Annotated in this window: 14 protein-coding genes, 1 riboswitch and 1 other annotated feature; of the genes, 8 read left to right on the forward strand and 6 right to left on the reverse strand. The window is 37.1% G+C overall.

Annotated features, from left to right (window positions below):
* Positions 1–389: 389 nt before the first annotated feature.
* Positions 390–698: a rhodanese-like domain-containing protein gene (locus tag ACFQ3N_RS17460; protein ID WP_390363989.1), complete on the reverse strand. Its 309-nt coding sequence runs from the start codon at positions 696–698 to the stop codon at positions 390–392.
* 124 nt (positions 699–822) lie between these two features.
* Between ACFQ3N_RS17460 and ACFQ3N_RS17465 the strand changes: the two genes are divergently transcribed.
* A complete protein-coding gene (locus ACFQ3N_RS17465; RefSeq protein WP_390363991.1) occupies positions 823–1,581 on the forward strand; it encodes a hypothetical protein in 759 nt (252 codons plus the stop codon).
* Between the two features lie 57 nt (positions 1,582–1,638).
* Here ACFQ3N_RS17465 and leuS read toward each other — a convergent pair whose 3' ends face one another.
* Entirely contained in the window at positions 1,639–4,053 is a 2,415-nt protein-coding gene (gene leuS, locus ACFQ3N_RS17470; RefSeq protein ID WP_390363993.1) for a leucine--tRNA ligase, read from the reverse strand.
* A 506-nt stretch (positions 4,054–4,559) separates the two neighbouring features.
* Positions 4,560–4,778: a binding site (T-box leader), on the reverse strand.
* A 618-nt stretch (positions 4,779–5,396) separates the two neighbouring features.
* On the opposite strand from leuS, the gene ACFQ3N_RS17475 reads away from it, so the two are divergent.
* Positions 5,397–5,954, forward strand: coding sequence for a class I SAM-dependent methyltransferase (locus ACFQ3N_RS17475; protein WP_390363995.1), 558 nt, complete (start codon positions 5,397–5,399; stop codon positions 5,952–5,954).
* Positions 5,955–5,972: 18 nt separating this feature from the next.
* Here the strand turns inward: ACFQ3N_RS17475 and ACFQ3N_RS17480 are convergent, their stop codons facing one another.
* Positions 5,973–7,043, reverse strand: a complete 1,071-nt coding sequence (locus ACFQ3N_RS17480; RefSeq protein ID WP_390363996.1) for a tetraprenyl-beta-curcumene synthase family protein — start codon at positions 7,041–7,043, stop codon at positions 5,973–5,975.
* 91 nt (positions 7,044–7,134) lie between these two features.
* Here ACFQ3N_RS17480 and ACFQ3N_RS17485 point away from each other — a divergent pair, with 91 nt between their 5' ends.
* Both ACFQ3N_RS17485 and ACFQ3N_RS17490 read left to right on the forward strand, forming a co-directional pair.
* Positions 7,135–7,662 (forward strand): gamma carbonic anhydrase, encoded by a 528-nt coding sequence (locus tag ACFQ3N_RS17485; protein WP_390363998.1) that lies wholly within the window; start codon positions 7,135–7,137, stop codon positions 7,660–7,662.
* A gap of 89 nt (positions 7,663–7,751) precedes the next feature.
* Complete coding sequence (locus ACFQ3N_RS17490) at positions 7,752–8,615, forward strand: C39 family peptidase (protein WP_390363999.1); 864 nt, start codon at positions 7,752–7,754, stop codon at positions 8,613–8,615.
* 37 nt (positions 8,616–8,652) lie between these two features.
* On the opposite strand, the gene asnB is transcribed toward ACFQ3N_RS17490, so the two are convergent.
* Entirely contained in the window at positions 8,653–10,566 is a 1,914-nt protein-coding gene (gene asnB / locus ACFQ3N_RS17495) for an asparagine synthase (glutamine-hydrolyzing) (protein WP_390364001.1), read from the reverse strand.
* A 503-nt stretch (positions 10,567–11,069) separates the two neighbouring features.
* On the reverse strand, positions 11,070–12,269 hold the full coding sequence (gene metK, locus ACFQ3N_RS17500) for a methionine adenosyltransferase (RefSeq protein ID WP_390364003.1): 1,200 nt from the start codon (positions 12,267–12,269) through the stop codon (positions 11,070–11,072).
* Positions 12,270–12,391: 122 nt separating this feature from the next.
* A riboswitch (SAM riboswitch) is annotated at positions 12,392–12,498 on the reverse strand.
* 209 nt (positions 12,499–12,707) lie between these two features.
* Between metK and pckA the strand changes: the two genes are divergently transcribed.
* The 4 genes from pckA to ACFQ3N_RS17520 all read left to right on the forward strand — a co-directional run bounded on the left by pckA (position 12,708) and on the right by ACFQ3N_RS17520 (position 17,196).
* On the forward strand, positions 12,708–14,297 hold the full coding sequence (pckA, locus tag ACFQ3N_RS17505) for a phosphoenolpyruvate carboxykinase (ATP) (RefSeq protein WP_390364005.1): 1,590 nt from the start codon (positions 12,708–12,710) through the stop codon (positions 14,295–14,297).
* Between the two features lie 241 nt (positions 14,298–14,538).
* Positions 14,539–15,531 (forward strand): ABC transporter substrate-binding protein, encoded by a 993-nt coding sequence (locus ACFQ3N_RS17510; protein WP_390364007.1) that lies wholly within the window; start codon positions 14,539–14,541, stop codon positions 15,529–15,531.
* A gap of 12 nt (positions 15,532–15,543) precedes the next feature.
* Positions 15,544–16,332 (forward strand): ABC transporter ATP-binding protein, encoded by a 789-nt coding sequence (locus ACFQ3N_RS17515; RefSeq protein WP_390364008.1) that lies wholly within the window; start codon positions 15,544–15,546, stop codon positions 16,330–16,332.
* Positions 16,333–16,389: 57 nt separating this feature from the next.
* The gene (locus ACFQ3N_RS17520; protein ID WP_390364010.1) at positions 16,390–17,196 is read left to right on the forward strand and encodes an ABC transporter permease; all 807 of its coding nucleotides are present in this window, start codon (positions 16,390–16,392) and stop codon (positions 17,194–17,196) included.
* Between the two features lie 62 nt (positions 17,197–17,258).
* Here ACFQ3N_RS17520 and ytkD read toward each other — a convergent pair whose 3' ends face one another.
* Positions 17,259–17,738 (reverse strand): RNA deprotection pyrophosphohydrolase, encoded by a 480-nt coding sequence (gene ytkD, locus ACFQ3N_RS17525; protein WP_390364012.1) that lies wholly within the window; start codon positions 17,736–17,738, stop codon positions 17,259–17,261.
* Between the last annotated feature and the right edge of the window lie 19 nt (positions 17,739–17,757).

Genomic DNA, 17,757 nt, shown 5'->3' on the forward strand with positions numbered 1-17,757 from the left:
GAAAAACAAGTTCATGTTTCTCTTGACATACTGGTTGTTTTGTTCAGTTTTCAAGGAGCAATTCGTTCGTCGCTCTCAAATTGGCGACTTTATAAATATAACATTTCACAACATTTAAGTCAACACTTTTTTATGTTTTTCTTAGAAATGTTCGTTGCTGTTTATTTCGACAGCATAAAAAGTATATCAATTTTTATAATAAATGTCAATGCGACATTAACTATCAACGTTTGTTGCGTTTTTTATTGAATAGCTGTTTTTCAGCAGCAAGATACATATTACATTGGTTGGACTAAGAAGTCAACAAGATTTGCAATGTTTTTTTGAGATTAGTGTTTACAATTTTTCACATTTTATTCTGAGATGTTTTCAACCGATACCCTAACCTACTATATAACTACTTCGCCGTCCCAATCTAACATTCCACCAACCATATTAGAAACTTGAAAACCTTGTTCTTTCATATAAGTTGCTGCGTTCATACTGCGTCTACCCGATCGACATACAAATACGTAATGCTTTTCTTTACTAAAATTGTGTATCGATTCCGGGATTTCCTTTAATGGAATGTGTTTTGCATTTTCAATCATTCCTTGAGCAACTTCCTCATCTTCTCTTACATCAACTATAACAATACCCTCTTCATTCTCCATAAGTGATTCAACTTCACTTGGAGTAACTTTATTAATATGTTCCAATTTACCCATCCTTTATAATTTACTTTTTCTACAAGACTATTATATCTTTTATTTAGAATAGCTTGCAACTATCTTACGCAAGATATAACTAAGAATTAAGTACTTTTAAATTGGAGAGATTAAATTGAAACAAATTCTTTATATTACAGGTGTTTTATTCATATCGACTCAATTCTTGAATACCCAACATGTTGTTGCAGAACCATCAAATGATCAACAGCTTATAGAAACCTATCAGGAAGACATTACAGGTGATGGTCAAAAGGATGATATAAAGTTAGAAGGTATTCTTTTCTCACCGGATACAACGTATTATCGATCATTATGGGTAGATATAACTACTTCTAGAAAAAGCGAATGGACCATTAACTATGAAGGTGGGTATGATCCATCTATTCAGTTTATCGATTTAAACCATGATGATGTCAATGACATTTTCTTTCAAAGTGCAACCGGTGGTAGTGGAGGGTTATATAATTATTACCTGCATACCTTAGCTAATGAAAAAGTAAAGGAAATTCCGTTACCAGAACCGGATTTTATAAAAGGTCAATTTATTGATGATTTTAAAGCTGAATTAACAATTGCACCTGGTGAAAAACCACTGATACTTAACTTAGAGGAAAAAGCATCTGAATATATTCAACTGGATATTTATAATAAAAAAGGAAGACTTATGGAAGAAACATCATTAATGATAGATCCAATAGCTTTTTTTGAACCTATCTCAATAAGTAAAAGTAAAGGATATGGATTGAAGAGCTACCAACAAGTCAGCGGCGCCTATCATGCGGATCAATTAGGTACGATCGAAACGCTCTGGTATTTTGAAGATGACATTTGGACAAATGTCAAAACACAATGGGTTCCTGCTGGAGAATAAATTATTAAAGCTGTTCTTAAGAAGTAACTATCTTCTTAAGAACAGCTTTTTTAGTAATTAATTTGCTACTATATTTACTAATTTTCCTGGCACTACAATTACCTTTCGAACTGTTTTCCCGTTAAGCAATTCTTGAATTTTGTCGTGTTCAAGTGCCTGCTTTTCTAACTCGTCTTTTGTAATATCTTTTGCAACGCTCATTTTAGCTCTAACTTTACCCATTATTTGCAGTACAACTTCTACCTCATCTTCTACAAGTTTTGTTTCATCATAGACAGGCCATGCCTCATAGCTGATTGTCTCCGTATAACCAAGACGGGACCATAATTCTTCTGTTAAATGAGGCGCAATTGGTGAAAGTAGTTTAACAAAACCTTTAATATATTCCTTGGGAAGTTTTTCAGCTTTATACCCTTCGTTAACAAACACCATCATTTGTGAAATACCTGTATTGAAATGTAGATTATCAAAGTCCTCGGTTACCTTTTTAACAGTCTCATGATAAACCTTAACTAATTCGGAATCTTCATAATTCTCTACTACTTTCTCAGAGATTACTCCGTCCTCTTTGATGATCAATCGCCATACACGATCTAAGAAACGGCGAGCTCCGTCTAAACCATTTGTTGACCAGGCTACAGCTGAATCAAGGGGTCCCATGAACATTTCATATAAACGTAACGTGTCTGCACCATGTGAAACAACAATATCATCAGGATTTACGACATTCCCTTTCGATTTACTCATCTTTTCATTGCCTTCACCTAGAATCATTCCTTGGTTAAACAATTTCATAAACGGTTCTTTAGTAGGAACAACACCAATATCATACAAAAATTTATGCCAAAAACGTGCATATAGTAAATGAAGCACTGCATGTTCTGCCCCACCAATATAAATATCAACCGGTAACCACTCTTTTAATGCTTCAGGATCTGCTAACTTTTCGGTGTTATTCGGATCGATGAATCGTAAGAAATACCAACAACTCCCTGCCCACTGAGGCATGGTGCTAGTTTCACGGCGGCCTTTCATCCCGGTATCAGGGTCGACAACATTTACCCAATCACTATTTGCCAGTGGCGACTCTCCAGTTCCAGAAGGCTTGATTTCCGTCATTTTAGGTAGCTCCAGTGGCAATTCATCTTCAGGGACGGTAGTCATTGTACCATCTTCCCAATGGATAACCGGAATCGGCTCTCCCCAATAACGTTGTCTGGCAAAAAGCCAGTCACGTAAACGATAGGTAACTTTTTTCGTGCCTTTATTATTTTCTTCAAGCCATTCAATCATTTTTGTAATAGCTGTATCTTTATCAAAATTATTCAAGAAACCAGAATTAACAAGTTTCCCATTTCCGGTATATGCTTCCGTTGAAATGTCGCCCCCTGTAACAACCTCTACAATTGGTAATTCAAACTTAGTCGCAAATTCATAATCTCGTTCATCATGAGCCGGAACAGCCATTATTGCTCCCGTTCCATATGACATAAGGACATAATCTGCAACCCAAATTGGCATCTTTTTATTGTTTACTGGATTGATCGCATATGCTCCTGTAAAGACCCCTGTTTTATCTTTTGCAAGGTCCGTACGCTCCAAATCAGACTTCGTTTGTATTTTAGTCTTATACGAATCAACCGTTGCTTTTTGTTCCTTAGAAGTAATTTTATCAACCAAAGGGTGCTCTGGAGCTAATACAGCATACGTAGCACCAAACAATGTATCTGGTCTGGTTGTAAATGCAGTAAACTCATCACCATTACCATCAATCGAGAACGTCACTTCCGCTCCTTCTGATCGCCCAATCCAATTTCGCTGCATATCTTTAATACTTTCAGGCCAGTCAAGTTCTTCAAGATCCTTTTCTAGACGATCTGCATATGCAGTGATTTTCAACATCCATTGTTTCATTGGTTTTCGAACAACAGGGTGACCACCACGTTCACTTTTTCCATCGATTACTTCTTCATTTGCAAGTACAGTTCCGAGGGCAGGACACCAGTTAACCGCTACTTCATCAAGATATGCAAGCCCTTTCTCATAAAGCTTTGTAAAGATCCATTGTGTCCACTTATAATAATTAGGGTCTGTCGTATTTATTTCACGATCCCAGTCATAGGAAAATCCAAGCTCTTGAATTTGACGCTTAAATGTCGCGATATTTTTCTGAGTGAATTCAGCAGGACTGTTACCCGTATCTAACGCATACTGTTCCGCTGGCAACCCAAATGCATCCCACCCCATTGGATGAAGCACCTCATACCCTTGCATACGTTTCATGCGCGAGAAAATGTCTGTTGCAGTATACCCTTCTGGGTGCCCAACATGCAGACCTGCTCCTGATGGGTATGGAAACATATCTAACGCATAAACTTTTTCTTTCTTTGAATAGCTATCTGTTTTAAACGTTTTATTCTCAAACCAATGGTGTTGCCATTTTTTTTCAATTTCCTGATGGTTAAAACTCATACAATTTCCTCCTCTAATTCGGTATTAGAAAACTTGGCTTATCGTCAAGCCTTTATGGTGAAAGCTTTAGTTGCACTTATGCAGTAGGAAAGTTTTATACTCTCCTATCTGCAAAGAACAAAAGCGAAAGCGCCTGTTTAGCGACGTATGGGTTGCGCCCGTGCATCGCGGGTGGGTCGACGTTGCCGCCGAAAGCGGCGAAGTTAGTCGATCTTCCTTAAAGGAAACATGCCCCTTCATAGGGGTATGCCGACGTTGGGCCGGGAGCCCGTTTTTAGTCGGCCTTCCTAATGCTTAAGCGATTCGATGTTGACTTATCGTAAGGAGGATCAGGAAGCCCACTAACAGCACGGGCGCTGGCCGATAAAAACGCCACGTCCTGTAGCGTCATCGGCACTAGTACGTCCTGTACGTCGGAGCTGGACGTGGCTTAAGCAGTAAATAAATTATCCACAGGCTCCTAATTTTATAATTTCCTAGATAATAAAAAAAGCTACTCATCCCAGAGAAGGGACGAGAAGCTTGTATCTCCCGCGGTACCACCCAAATTAACGCTTAATATAACGTTCGCTTGTATCCTTAACGCAGATTAACGGCAGAAACTACTGTTGTTCATCCCTGCAACATTGAAGGTGAGTTCATAAATTTCCAGGGGTAGTTTTCACCAATCACTACCTCTCTTAGACCTGAAAAACGTTACTACTATTCCTTCGCATCGTCATTATACTATGTATATCGAAATTGTAATGAAAGTGAAATGCTTTGTCAAGATATATCAGTTCCTTAGTCATGAACTCCTGTTGATTCATAAACTTTTTCCACCCAGTCAATTGAATTCATCCCATATTCCTCACGTATACTTTCAAGTGACTTATGAGAAAAATCATTCCCCGCTTCAACAATACCACTTCATCCAAAATAGGTTCCACATCTTTTAATTCATGTGTTGTAAGTACAATCGTTTGGACTTCTAAGTCAACAAATTTACCCTGTTATATCCTGCTAGCCGATTCTCTTGCCTATGAACCGATCAAGCTGTTGGCTTGATTATATTCGAGTGGTCTTTGATCGAAATTTTGTGCTGTTGATCAGTTTTTGTCTCTGTTGATCGAATTTCCTGGCCTGTTGATCGATTTTGCTATCAGCTTGATCATTTCCGAGGGTTCTTTGATCGAAATTTTGCGCTGTTGATCGTTATTCTCGCCTATTAATCGGTTTTTGTCTCTGTTGATCAATTCTCCTGGCCTGTTGATCGATTTACCCCTACCGATATTTTTCATTTATAATTACCTCCATGCACATGCTACACTCAACATATATTAATGTAAGAAGGAGCCAAATAAATGCTAAAAGGAATACTACATTTCTCACACCAACTTTTAGAAGACACGGTGACCAAAGGCGAAACAGTCATTGATGCAACATGTGGAAATGGTTGCGACACATTATACATAAGTAAACTTGTTGGAGAACATGGCCATGTATTAGCATTCGATGTCCAAGAACAAGCAATTAAAAATACCGAACTTCTATTAAAAGAAAACACTCGCAAAAATGTCACTTTAATTCATGACAGCCATACGCAAATCTTAGACTATTTACGAGAAGATACGATAGGCGGGGCAATTTTCAATCTCGGATACTTACCAAAAAGTGATAAATCAATTATAACGAAAGGGCAAACCACGATAAGCGCTGTTAACATTATTCTTAACCTTTTAAAAAAAGGCGGTCTTATCGTTATCGTTGTGTACCACGGACATGAAGGTGGTAGATCTGAAAAAGAAGCCATTCTCGAACATGTTACAAGTCTTGACCAAAAGCAGTGTAACGTATTACGCTATGAGTTCATTAATCAAAAAAATGAACCACCATTTATTTTAGCAATTCAAAAAAAATAGGCTATCTGGATGAATAGTCTATTTTTCCTTTTTAAATTTATAGTACATCTTTGTATTCCAATGAAAAAAACGTGCTTTACTTCCACTAAATTGTAACAACTCATTGGTCATACCCAAACCGTCATCCAGTTTTTTTACTTTCGGGTCTGCTAAGTACATTCCTACTAAGCCTTGGTGTACCATTTCATGAAAACGGCAGTTAGGTAATCGTTGTACATGCGTGTTAGCCTGTTTAATAAAATAAATAAACCGCTTCCTCATTTCATCACGATTTGGATAGTAACTGCAAAAATTCAAATCTCCTTCATCATTATCTTCCTGTTGATCAATATAATAATCCAGCAAAATATGTAAACCCTGCATATAAGGAAAATAAGCTTTTACTATATTACCCGCTAAATCCTCGGTTATTTTTTCACCTAATGCATAGGAAACCATGCAAAAAATCCCTAGTGTAGACCCTGTTGCGGCAGAAAATTCATACCAGCTCAGCGAAGTATAACTTCCACTTTTCATATTAAACCATTTTGTTAATCGTGATATGCGTTGTTCCACTTGCACATGTTTATGTACCTGCAAATCACCGTATAGATTCTCCAACTCCAACAAAAGATTATGAATAAGAGAGAAATTATCAAGCTTACGTAGCGTTTTTTGACAAGTACGAACCAGATCAGCTAAATACTCCCCATCTGCCTGTTCCTCACGTAATTTGTAATAATTTTTAACCGTATTAGTTGGTGAAAGTGCATCTATCATTGCCTGATGCAGGAGACGAAAATCAGCTGGATCCCTAGATGTACTCCGATCACATAAATTATCCAGGTAATCACTAATCGTCTGATAAGCAACAATGAAACGAATTGCTTCCCTCCATTTATAATTAGCAAGTAATGCATAAACAGATCCACCTTGACAGTGAAATCGTTTTGATTCAATACTTGCAAGAGCCTGTGTACGAAGTTCATCATCAGGTATTTGCTCAGCTCGCTGTTTCCAGTGGGCTAATTCAACATCAACCACAGGGAAGATTTTTCGATATACAGTTGCCATTAATCTCATTGCTGTCTGTGGTACACGATATGCCAACCTAAATCCCCCGTTTCCCAAACATTCCGTCCATATGATATGTTAATTTTTGCTATACTAAATATATCACCATAACAGGAGGAAACCAAATATGATACAGTCCTATAAGAATAAGAAGCCTTCCATTCACAGTACCACTTTTATTGCAAAGGATGCCACCATCATTGGTGATGTAACGATTGATGAACAATCTAGCGTATGGTTTAAAACCGTCATTCGTGGTGATGTGGCACCAACACACATTGGAAAACGGGTTAGTATACAAGATCTCTCTATGATCCATCAAAGTCCCAATATGCCTGTTACAGTGGAAGATGGTGTAACAATTGGCCATCAAGTTACATTACATGCAGCAACTATTAGAAAAAATGCACTAATCGGTATGGGGTCAGTCATATTAGATGGTGCAGAGATTGGAGAAAGTGCATTTATTGGTGCAGGGAGTTTAGTACCTCCAGGTAAAATAATTCCACCAAATACGTTAGCTTTAGGGAGACCAGCGAAAGTCGTCCGTGAGTTAACTATAAAGGATTATGAAGAGATGGAGCGTGTTCGCACGTCATATGTTGAAAAATGTCAATACTATAAACAACATACAGATCTTGGATTGGAATTTTAACATAGTCATGTAATAAGAACTTTAAAGTGTTGAGATACTACCGATATAAAGAGTAGTACTTAATAGATATTTATTGGAGTGTATTTAAAATGCTCATCATATTATTCTTCCTATCGTGCATAGTTGCGATATATTTCACCGTAATGCTTGAAAAAGCACCGAAAAAATGGATTAAAAATTCATTTGCATTGTATGGAATTGTGTTTGCTATCACAGCCGTTTCGTTAGGAGCAATTTATATAAATGAACATAAAGTTACGCTAATGGCCTTTGCAGAAGAATTTGTAGATACGAATTCAATTGGTGGTAAACAAGCTAGTCCTACTAGACCAATGACATCAGAGTTCAGCATAATTGGTTCCGTGCAACTAGATGCACCATTAATTAAGCAAATGCCAGAATTACCACGTGGTTGTGAAGTTACTAGCCTTGCTATGTTGTTAAATTATAACGATATCGAAGTTGACAAAATGGAGTTGGCAAAAAAAGTAAGCAGAGATCCGACACCATATCAAGTATCTAAAGAAGGGGTTCAATTCGGAAATCCTCACAAAGGGTTTGTCGGTGACATGTATGATTTTAAAAATCCTGGACTTGGTGTATACCATGGTCCAATTGCCGAATTAGCTAAACAATACGTGGATGAAAGTCACGTTCATGATCTCACTGGAAAAGGATTCAGCGAAGTATTTAACCAGCTAGCCCACAACAGACCTGTATGGGTCATCATTAATACTAGTTATAACAGGTTGCCAGAAAGTAAATTCACAACTTGGCAAACACCAGATGGGCCACAAAAAGTAACCATGAAAGAACATTCCGTGTTAATTACTGGTTATGATAATGAATATATTTATTTTAATGATCCGTTAAATAAAAATACCCAAGCTCCCATTGAGGAATTCGAAGCGGCATGGGTACAAATGGGAAAACAGGCGATTACGATATATTAAACCGTAATCGCCTGTTTTTATTTGCTTCTATCTTTTCTTATAGTGGTGCTGTTGTAATAGACCTGATGTCACTATCTTGTTTTCTTAATTCATTAATATCAAATTTATTTTCTACATAGATTTGATGCCAAAGCATAAACATAAGCACTGTCCAAATTTTCCGGCTATAGTCCCCTCTACCTTGACAATGTGCATCAAGTAAATTAAGAATATAGGATTTATGCAATAAATGATCTGTTTGGCTTTCATGGATTAACTGTTTTGCCCATCCATTTAATTCATCCTTTAACCAGTGTCGAATTGGCACTGGGAAACCTAGTTTTTTACGGTCAAGAACATGATCCGGAATGATACCTCTTGAAGCTTCACGTAAGATACTTTTTGTGGTTCCGTTAGCAATTTTTAAATCTACTGGGATTTCATTTGCCACTTGAAACACTTCCTTATCCAAGAAAGGAACACGTAATTCAAGGGAATTAGCCATCGTCATTTTATCTGCTTTTAATAAAATATCCCCACGCATCCAAGTATGAATATCTACATATTGCATTTGATTAACAAGTGGATAATCTTTTACATGATCAAATAGTTTATTTGTAATGCGTTGATATGATAAGTCTTCATTGTAGTGCTTAAGTAACTGAAATTTTTCTTCATCCTCAAACATTTTTGCATTACCGATATAACGATCACGTAATGGCGTTGTTCCACGCTCTAAAAAACTTTTCCCTTTAACACCTTCAGGTAATACATCTGCTACTCTTGCCAAAAGACCTTTTGCAGGTGTTGGTATGGAATTGAACATTTTAAGCGATTCAGGCTCACGGTAAATATTATATCCACCGAATAATTCATCAGAACCTTCACCTGATAGTACAACCGTAACATGCTTTCGGGCTTCTCTAGAAACAAAGTATAACGGAACACATGACGGATCGGCTAAAGGATCATCCATATGCCACATTACTTTTGGTAGCTTTTCTACATATTCCTCTGGTGAAATAATATAGGAAATATTTTCAACATCTAATTTGTCTGCTGTTTCCTTAGCCACATCTACCTCAGAAAATCCTTCTCGTTCAAACCCAACAGAGAACGTCTTTATATTCGGATTGAATTCTTTAGCCATTGCAACAATTATCGTGGAATCAATCCCACCAGATAAGAATGATCCAACAGGTACGTCACTACGCATATGAATATTAACTGAATCATACATAACATCCTGAATTCGTTTAATCCAGTTTGCTTTGTTCATCAAAACAGGGTTGAATGTTGCATGCCAATACCGCTTAAAACTCAACTGTTGTCCAGGTTTTTTCACGAAGTAATGACCTGGTTCAACCTTTTTAATGTTAGCAGTCATTGTCATAGGCTCTGGTACAAATTGAAAGCTTAAATAATGTTGCAAAGCATCATTATCTACTTCTTCATTCTCCATCAGTAACGTAATACTCTTTTTTTCTGATGCAAAAACAGTACCCTCATCTGTTTCATGATAGAACAACGGCTTAATACCAAATGGATCACGCGCCCCGAAAAGTGTTTCCTGGTCTTTGTCCCAAATTAAAATAGAAAACATTCCACGTAAGTATTGAAACGCATTTTCCTTATGTTTAGAAAACAACGCTGCAATTACTTCCGTATCGGACTCAGTTGCAAATTCATAACCCTCGTCAACCAAATCTCTTCGCAGCTCAACATAATTGTATATTTCGCCATTAAAAATAAGCCATATCTTTTCATCATCATAACTTAATGGCTGCTGGCCACTTTCTATGTCAATAATACTTAAACGTCGAAACCCAAAGGACACATAATCATCATGAAAATACCCTTCATCATCCGGTCCTCTATGGCTAATAATATTGTTTTGTTCTTTAAATAAATTAATACTATCTTCATCTTGTATCTTAGAGTTATTACGAATCATACCGATAAAACCACACATCGCTTCTGCCTCTCCTTCGAATCATGTTGAATCCTTGAAATTATATCATAAATCAGTATCCAATTACATATACGAATGTCTTTTGCAAACAAAAAAGGCGTTAATCATTTAACGCCTTTTTTGTAGTTTAAGAAATTAAAAATAGGAGCCTGTGGATAATTTATTGACTGTCTAAGCCGCGTTCAGCGCCCAACGACCAGTGGGCTTCCTGATCCTCTTTACGATAAGTCAACATCGATTCGCTTAGCAAAGGAAGGCCGACTAAAAGCGGGCTCCCGGCCCAACGTCGTCATACCCCTATGAAGGGGCATGTTTCCTTTTAGATGAACTTGACTTTTCGCCAATAATGGCGAAAGTCAGAGTGAATCTTATACTCTGGAGTGAATCTCATGCGGATTTGGAAGATCGACTAACTTCACCACTTTCGGCGGCAACGTCGACCCACCCGCGATGCGCAGGCGCAGCCCATACGTCGCTTAACGGGCGCTTCTAGCTTTTGTCCCCTACTTTGAAGTTAATGCCTTCAATTCATCAACTTTATCCGTTTTCTCCCACGGGAATAAAATATCTGTTCTTCCAAAATGACCATATGCAGCTGTATTTCTAAATATCGGTTTTTGTAAATCAAGCATCCGGATTATTCCTGCTGGACGAAGATCAAATAAATTACGAACCGTTTCCACCAATACTTCTTCACTTACTGTCCCTGTTCCAAATGTGTTAATTGAAATGGAGACCGGCTCTGCAACACCAATGGCATACGCCAACTGGACTTCACAGGTTTTAGCTAGTCCTGCTGCTACAATATTTTTTGCTACGTAACGTGCTGCATATGCTGCCGAGCGATCAACTTTAGTAGAATCTTTTCCACTAAAAGCTCCCCCACCATGACGAGCATAACCACCATACGTATCAACAATAATTTTTCGACCTGTTAATCCAGCATCCCCCTGCGGACCACCAATTACAAAGCGGCCAGTTGGGTTAATAAAATACTTCGTTGTTTCGTCTAATAAGTTCTCTGGTATTACTGGGCGAATAACGTGTTCGATAATGTCCTTTTCAATCTGTTCTGTGGTAATGTCCTGGTGATGCTGTGTTGAAACCACTATTGTATCTACTCGAACAGGATTATCATTCTCATCATATTCTACTGTTACCTGGGTTTTACCATCTGGACGTAAATAGGCAAGAATTTTTTCTTTACGTACATCTGCTAAACGTTTTGATAATTTATGGGCTAGTGAAATAGGAAGTGGCATAAGTTCTTCTGTCTCATCACAAGCAAATCCAAACATTAAACCTTGATCACCTGCGCCAATTGCTGCGATTTCTTCATCACTCGTCTTTCCTTGCCTAGTTTCTAATGCTGTGTCTACTCCACCGGCAATGTCTGGAGATTGTTCATCAATTGCAGTAAGTACAGCACATGTATCGGCATCAAAACCAAATTTCGCCCGCGTATATCCGATATCTTTAATGGTTTGGCGCACAATGGCAGGAATATCTACATATGTAGTAGTAGAAATTTCTCCAGATACTAACACTAACCCAGTAGTTACAGTTGTCTCACAAGCAACACGTGCATTAGGGTCTTTCGTTAAAATTTCATCCAAAATTGCATCTGAAATCTGGTCACATATTTTATCAGGGTGTCCTTCAGTCACCGATTCCGATGTAAACAAACGACGATTAGTAGCCATATGGCTAAATCCTCCCTTTATATTGTGTTACGGAACTCTGTTTTTTTCAGTTATTTTTTTAAGTTTAATAAAAACAAAAAAACCCTTCCTACATTCATGAGGAAAGGAGTTGTGGCCTTTCGCTCTTATTGTTCAAGGAACGTTCCTTGCACCAGATTAGCACCTTTTCACATAGTGACGGTTGCCGGGTTTCATAGGGTCTGTCCCTCCACCAACTCTAAAATAAGAGAGTATCCGCTCGAAGTATATCGTAACGAAAGTAGACCATAGTGTCAACTTTTTTCCAGTTTTTATAGGGTGGACAAATTTTACAAATAAAAAGCACTTATTAGTATGGACTATATATTTAATTGTGTTATACTATTAATCAGATTTACAAAACTACAGTGAAAACTGTTGCCTTTATGAACAAATCCATCAAAAAAGGAAGGGAATACCATGAAAACGGTGGAACAATCATATCTATTAAAAAAATTATTAGCGCATAAAAACTTGCATAAAAATTTAGCAGTACCACGTTTAGTAGAACGAATTTTAACACGAGAAGAAGGTAAACTAACTGCTACTGGTGCTATTCAAGCTACTACAGGAACTTATACAGGACGCTCACCTAAAGACAAATTTATCGTTAAAGATGACAGTTGTGAGGAATTTATTGATTGGGGTTCTGTTAACCAGGCAATTGATGAAGAGTCATTTGAGAAACTATACGAGAAAGTTGTTGACTATTTAAAGGAAAAGAATGAACTATTTTCATTTAACGGATTTGCTGGTGCGGACTTTAATTACCGTTTACCTATCCAGGTTATTAATGAATACGCTTGGCATAATTTATTTACACGACAATTATTTATTACGCCTGAAGAGGGAGAACTTGAAACACATAAATCAGAATTTACAGTGGTATCTGCTCCTACTTTTAAAGCAGATCCAGCAGTTGACGGTACAAACTCAGAAACATTTATTCTTGTCTCGTTTAAAAAGAGAATTATTCTTATAGGTGGTACAGAATATGCTGGAGAAATTAAAAAATCTATATTCTCTGTCATGAATTATTTATTACCTCGTCGTGATATTTTATCCATGCATTGTTCAGCAAACGTCGGTCAAGAAGGCGACGTAGCATTATTCTTTGGATTATCCGGAACAGGAAAGACTACGTTGTCAGCTGATCCCTACAGGCGATTAATTGGTGATGATGAACATGGATGGAGTCCAAATGGCGTCTTCAATATTGAAGGTGGGTGTTACGCGAAATGTATTAATCTATCACAAGAAAAAGAACCACAGATTTTTGATGCCATTCGGTTTGGATCTGTGTTAGAAAATGTAATTTTAGATGAAGAGTCGCGAATACCTGATTATGACAACACATCATTAACAGAAAATACACGTGCTGCTTATCCGTTGGAAAACATTGATAATATCATATCACCTAGTGTTGCAGGACATCCAAATGCAATTATTTTTCTTACAGCTGATGCATCTGGAACGTTACCACCAATAAGTAAACTTACAAAGGAACAAGCAATGTATCACTTTTTAAGTGGATATACAAGTAAGTTAGCCGGAACGGAACGAGGAGTCACTGAACCACAAGCTACGTTTTCAGCTTGCTTTGGCTCTCCATTTCTACCATTAGCACCTTCGACTTACGCTAAGATGCTCGGTGAAAAAATTGACCTGTATGATACGAACGTATTTTTAGTTAACACAGGATGGACTGGTGGTTCTTACAGTGTTGGAAGCCGTATGAAACTTTCGTATACACGTGCAATGGTTCATGCAGCATTAGAAGGTGAACTAAATACAATTGAAACTACAACAGACGATATCTTTGGATTGGAAATGCCGATGCATGTCCCAGGTGTACCTGATGAGGTGCTAGTACCTTTAAACACATGGAAAGATAAAGAGGCGTACTACACCGAAGCACAAACACTTGCAATGAAGTTTCACGAGAACTTTAAAAAGTTTAAACAAGCAAGTGACGAAATTAAGCAAGCAGGTCCATTATTTAAGAGCTAAACCTAAACGGAAAACACTAATTGTTTCCTCATCCCAAAAGGATTTAATATATGAGTGAAAAAAAGCATGAAAATTTAATAGTTAGTTTGATGCTAACAACCGGTTCCTAAAACAGGGATCGGTTTTTATTTATGCTTCTTCACATTTTTTCATCCGCTAAAAATAGGCATTCACACATTTTTCACTAAAAGCATAAACTGTCTTGACACACCACAACTAGACACTGAAAGGGTCGAACAGTATGAAAAAATTTAAGTTTTTTACCGTTATTTCCTGTGTATTTTTAATTTTCCTGTCTGCCTGTAATTCAAATGAACAATCATCTATTAAAATTGCAGAAGTTACCCGTTCCCTCTTTTATGCACCGCAATACGTAGCTATTGAAAAAGGCTTTTTTGGAGATGAAGGATTGGATGTTGAGTTAACAACGACATGGGGTGGCGACAAAACCATGACCGCTTTATTATCAGATGGCGCTGATGTTGCCCTAGTTGGATCAGAAACTTCGATTTATGTCTATGCTCAAGACTCAAGAGATTACGCTATTAATTTTGCACAATTAACACAAACAGATGGAACGTTTCTAGTATCCAAGGAACCCCAGCCTGATTTTAAGTGGGAAGATCTTAAAGGCAGTACATTTTTAGGTCAACGCAAAGGCGGAATGCCGCAAATGGTTGGTGAGTTTGTCTTAAAAAATCATAACATAGATCCACATGCAGATTTAAATTTATTACAAAACGTTGATTTCGCAAATATACCTGGTGCGTTTGTATCTGGTGATGCAGATTATGTTCAGTTATTTGAACCAACCGCAAGTACTTTTGAAAAAGAAGGAAGCGGTCATATCGTAGCCTCTTTTGGAGAAGAGTCGGGTCATGTTCCATACACGGTATTCATGACGAAACAAAGCTTTATAGATAAAAATGAAGAAGAAGTCATGAAGTTTACAAAAGCTATTTATAAAGCTCAACAATGGGTCCAAGAACATAGTGCCGAAGAAATAGCAAAAGTTATTCAACCTTATTTCGAGGATACAGAACTAGATATGTTAGCAGCTTCCATAGACCGTTATAAAGACCAAGGTTCCTTTGCTACCGATCCTATTTTAGATGAAGAAGAATGGAATAATCTAAAAGATATAATGGGTGAAGCTGGAGAACTACCAGCAGGAGATTTATCCTACGATGATCTAGTAAACACTAAATTCGCTGAGGACGTAATTGAAGACTAAGGAGGGAAAACATTGGGATTTCTAACCTTAGAACACGTATCACATTATTATTTTTCAAAAAATAATTACACAAGAGCATTAGATAATATAACGTTATCTATTAAAGAAGGAGAGTTTGTCGCACTTTTAGGACCTAGCGGCTGCGGCAAGTCAACGGTACTTTCTATAATAGCAGGAATTATGAAACAAACAGCAGGTAAAGTTCTATTAAACAATCAAGCCATAAACAACACCGAATCAGCCATTGGTTATATGCTACAACAGGATTATTTATTCCCTTGGAAACCTATCATTGATAACGTGTTACTTGGGCCAAAGATATGCAACACTAATACAATTGAAACAAGAGAAAAAGCATTAAAATTGCTAGAAGAAGTGGGTTTAGAAAGTGTTACAAACGCTTATCCTAATTCACTTTCTGGCGGTATGCGTCAACGTGTGGCTTTAGTTAGAACGTTAATCAATGAACCCAAAATTTTCCTTTTGGATGAACCCTTTTCGGCACTTGATTACCAAACAAAATTAAAATTAGAAGATTTAGTTTCACAACTTCTAGAAACCTATCACAAAACTGCTGTTTTAGTTACGCACGATATAGGTGAAGCAATTGCCATGAGTGATAGAATTTTCGTAATGGGATCAAATCCCGGTAAGATAGAAAAAGTTTTTGAAGTGCCTATCGAGTTACGAAATGAGAAACCCTTTTTAGTAAGAAGACATCCAAAATTTCAAATCATTTTTGATAAGATCTGGGAGGAGTTAAATAAAGATGAAGCCACACTTGAAACGAGTGATATGTAACAACTCCTACTTCTTATCACACTTCGTGATTATTACAACTAAAGGTGTTGAGTGACCATGGAATCTAAATCTGATCAACGTCTTTTTGAAAACTATAAAAATAAAATTAAACGCGAACAAAAAGTTGTCTTCACTTGGCAACTGCTAATATTAGTTGTGTTTTTTGTAGCATGGGAGGTCGCAAGCACCTTTTATTGGATAGACCCCCTTCTATTTAGCTCTCCAACTGAGGTAATCCAATTACTTGTGAATAAAGTTTTGGACGGATCCATGATCAAACATGTGCAAGTAACCTTATTTGAAACCGTACTTGGTTTTATTATAGGTACCATTTTAGGAATATTTATTGCCTCAGTACTATGGTCATCTGTACGGTTTTCCAAAATAATGGATCCTTATTTAGTCGTAGCGAATGCAATGCCTAAAGTAGCACTCGGACCTATTATAATTGTTGCTTTAGGACCAGGATATATTTCTATCATTGCAATGGGGGCACTAATATCAGTTATTATAACAACACTTGTTGTCTATTCTGCTTTTAGAGAAGTTGATCCAAACTACGAAAAAGTGTTGAAAAGTTTTGGAGCTACGCGTTGGCAATGCTTTAAAGAAGCTATTTTTCCAGCAACATTACCAACTATGATTTCAACATTGAAGGTAAATGTAGGGCTCTCGTGGGTCGGAGTCATAGTGGGAGAGTTTCTTGTGTCAAAGCAAGGCTTAGGTTATTTGATTATCTATGGTTTCCAAGTATTCGACTTTTCATTAGTGATGGTGAGCTTATTGCTAATAGCCATTTTTGCAGCCATTATGTACAAAATTGTTGAAAAAATTGAAAGTTGGTTAATTAAAAATACCATTTAAAATAAAACAAACCGCCTATACCACAATAGGCGGTTTGTTTTATAATTATGCAATCATTAATACTAGGACAACGATCTCCAGTTTTCACTGAGAAAGTTCATACAATTTGTTACAACTCCATCTTTCATTATAAAACTATACAAATTATTATGTTTTATATTATCGGGTAGTTGATCTAGTAAAACCGGCCCCTCTGTTTCATAATATGTGGATTGTTCAACCAAATCCTCAATATCCGCAAAGTAAACGTTTTTAATAGTGTTCCCTCCTTTACCCACAACAAAGTATTGACCAAGATACTTTACCACTTTCGTAATCCCACCCGTTTCTTCTTTTATTTCCCGGATTGCAGCTTCTTCTGCACTTTCACCTTTCTCAACCTTCCCACCTGGAAATTCGATACCTCGATAACTATGTTTTGTCAGAAGCCATTGGTTTTTATAGGTGCATAATATGAGTACATGTTTTGGATCTCTAGAAAAAGGATGGTCCTCGAAAGATAATTTTACTTCATTGTTGTAATAATCATTAAAAATATACATTATTTCAGCTGCCTTCACT

This window comes from Virgibacillus byunsanensis (assembly GCF_042675965.1).
Taxonomy (GTDB): Bacteria; Bacillota; Bacilli; order Bacillales; family Amphibacillaceae; genus Virgibacillus_R; species Virgibacillus_R byunsanensis.

Excerpts from the sequence above, each read along its gene's own strand:
- ACFQ3N_RS17475 (WP_390363995.1), top strand. The coding sequence starts at position 5,397 with ATGCTAAAAGGAATACTACATTTCTCACACCAACTTTTAGAAGACACG.
- ytkD (WP_390364012.1), bottom strand. The coding sequence starts at position 17,738 with ATGTATATTTTTAATGATTATTACAACAATGAAGTAAAATTATCTTTC.
- ACFQ3N_RS17485 (WP_390363998.1), top strand. The coding sequence starts at position 7,135 with ATGATACAGTCCTATAAGAATAAGAAGCCTTCCATTCACAGTACCACT.
- leuS (WP_390363993.1), bottom strand. The coding sequence starts at position 4,053 with ATGAGTTTTAACCATCAGGAAATTGAAAAAAAATGGCAACACCATTGG.
- metK (WP_390364003.1), bottom strand. The coding sequence starts at position 12,269 with ATGGCTACTAATCGTCGTTTGTTTACATCGGAATCGGTGACTGAAGGA.
- pckA (WP_390364005.1), top strand. The coding sequence starts at position 12,708 with ATGAAAACGGTGGAACAATCATATCTATTAAAAAAATTATTAGCGCAT.
- ACFQ3N_RS17520 (WP_390364010.1), top strand. The coding sequence starts at position 16,390 with ATGGAATCTAAATCTGATCAACGTCTTTTTGAAAACTATAAAAATAAA.
- ACFQ3N_RS17510 (WP_390364007.1), top strand. The coding sequence starts at position 14,539 with ATGAAAAAATTTAAGTTTTTTACCGTTATTTCCTGTGTATTTTTAATT.
- ACFQ3N_RS17490 (WP_390363999.1), top strand. The coding sequence starts at position 7,752 with ATGCTCATCATATTATTCTTCCTATCGTGCATAGTTGCGATATATTTC.
- asnB (WP_390364001.1), bottom strand. The coding sequence starts at position 10,566 with ATGTGTGGTTTTATCGGTATGATTCGTAATAACTCTAAGATACAAGAT.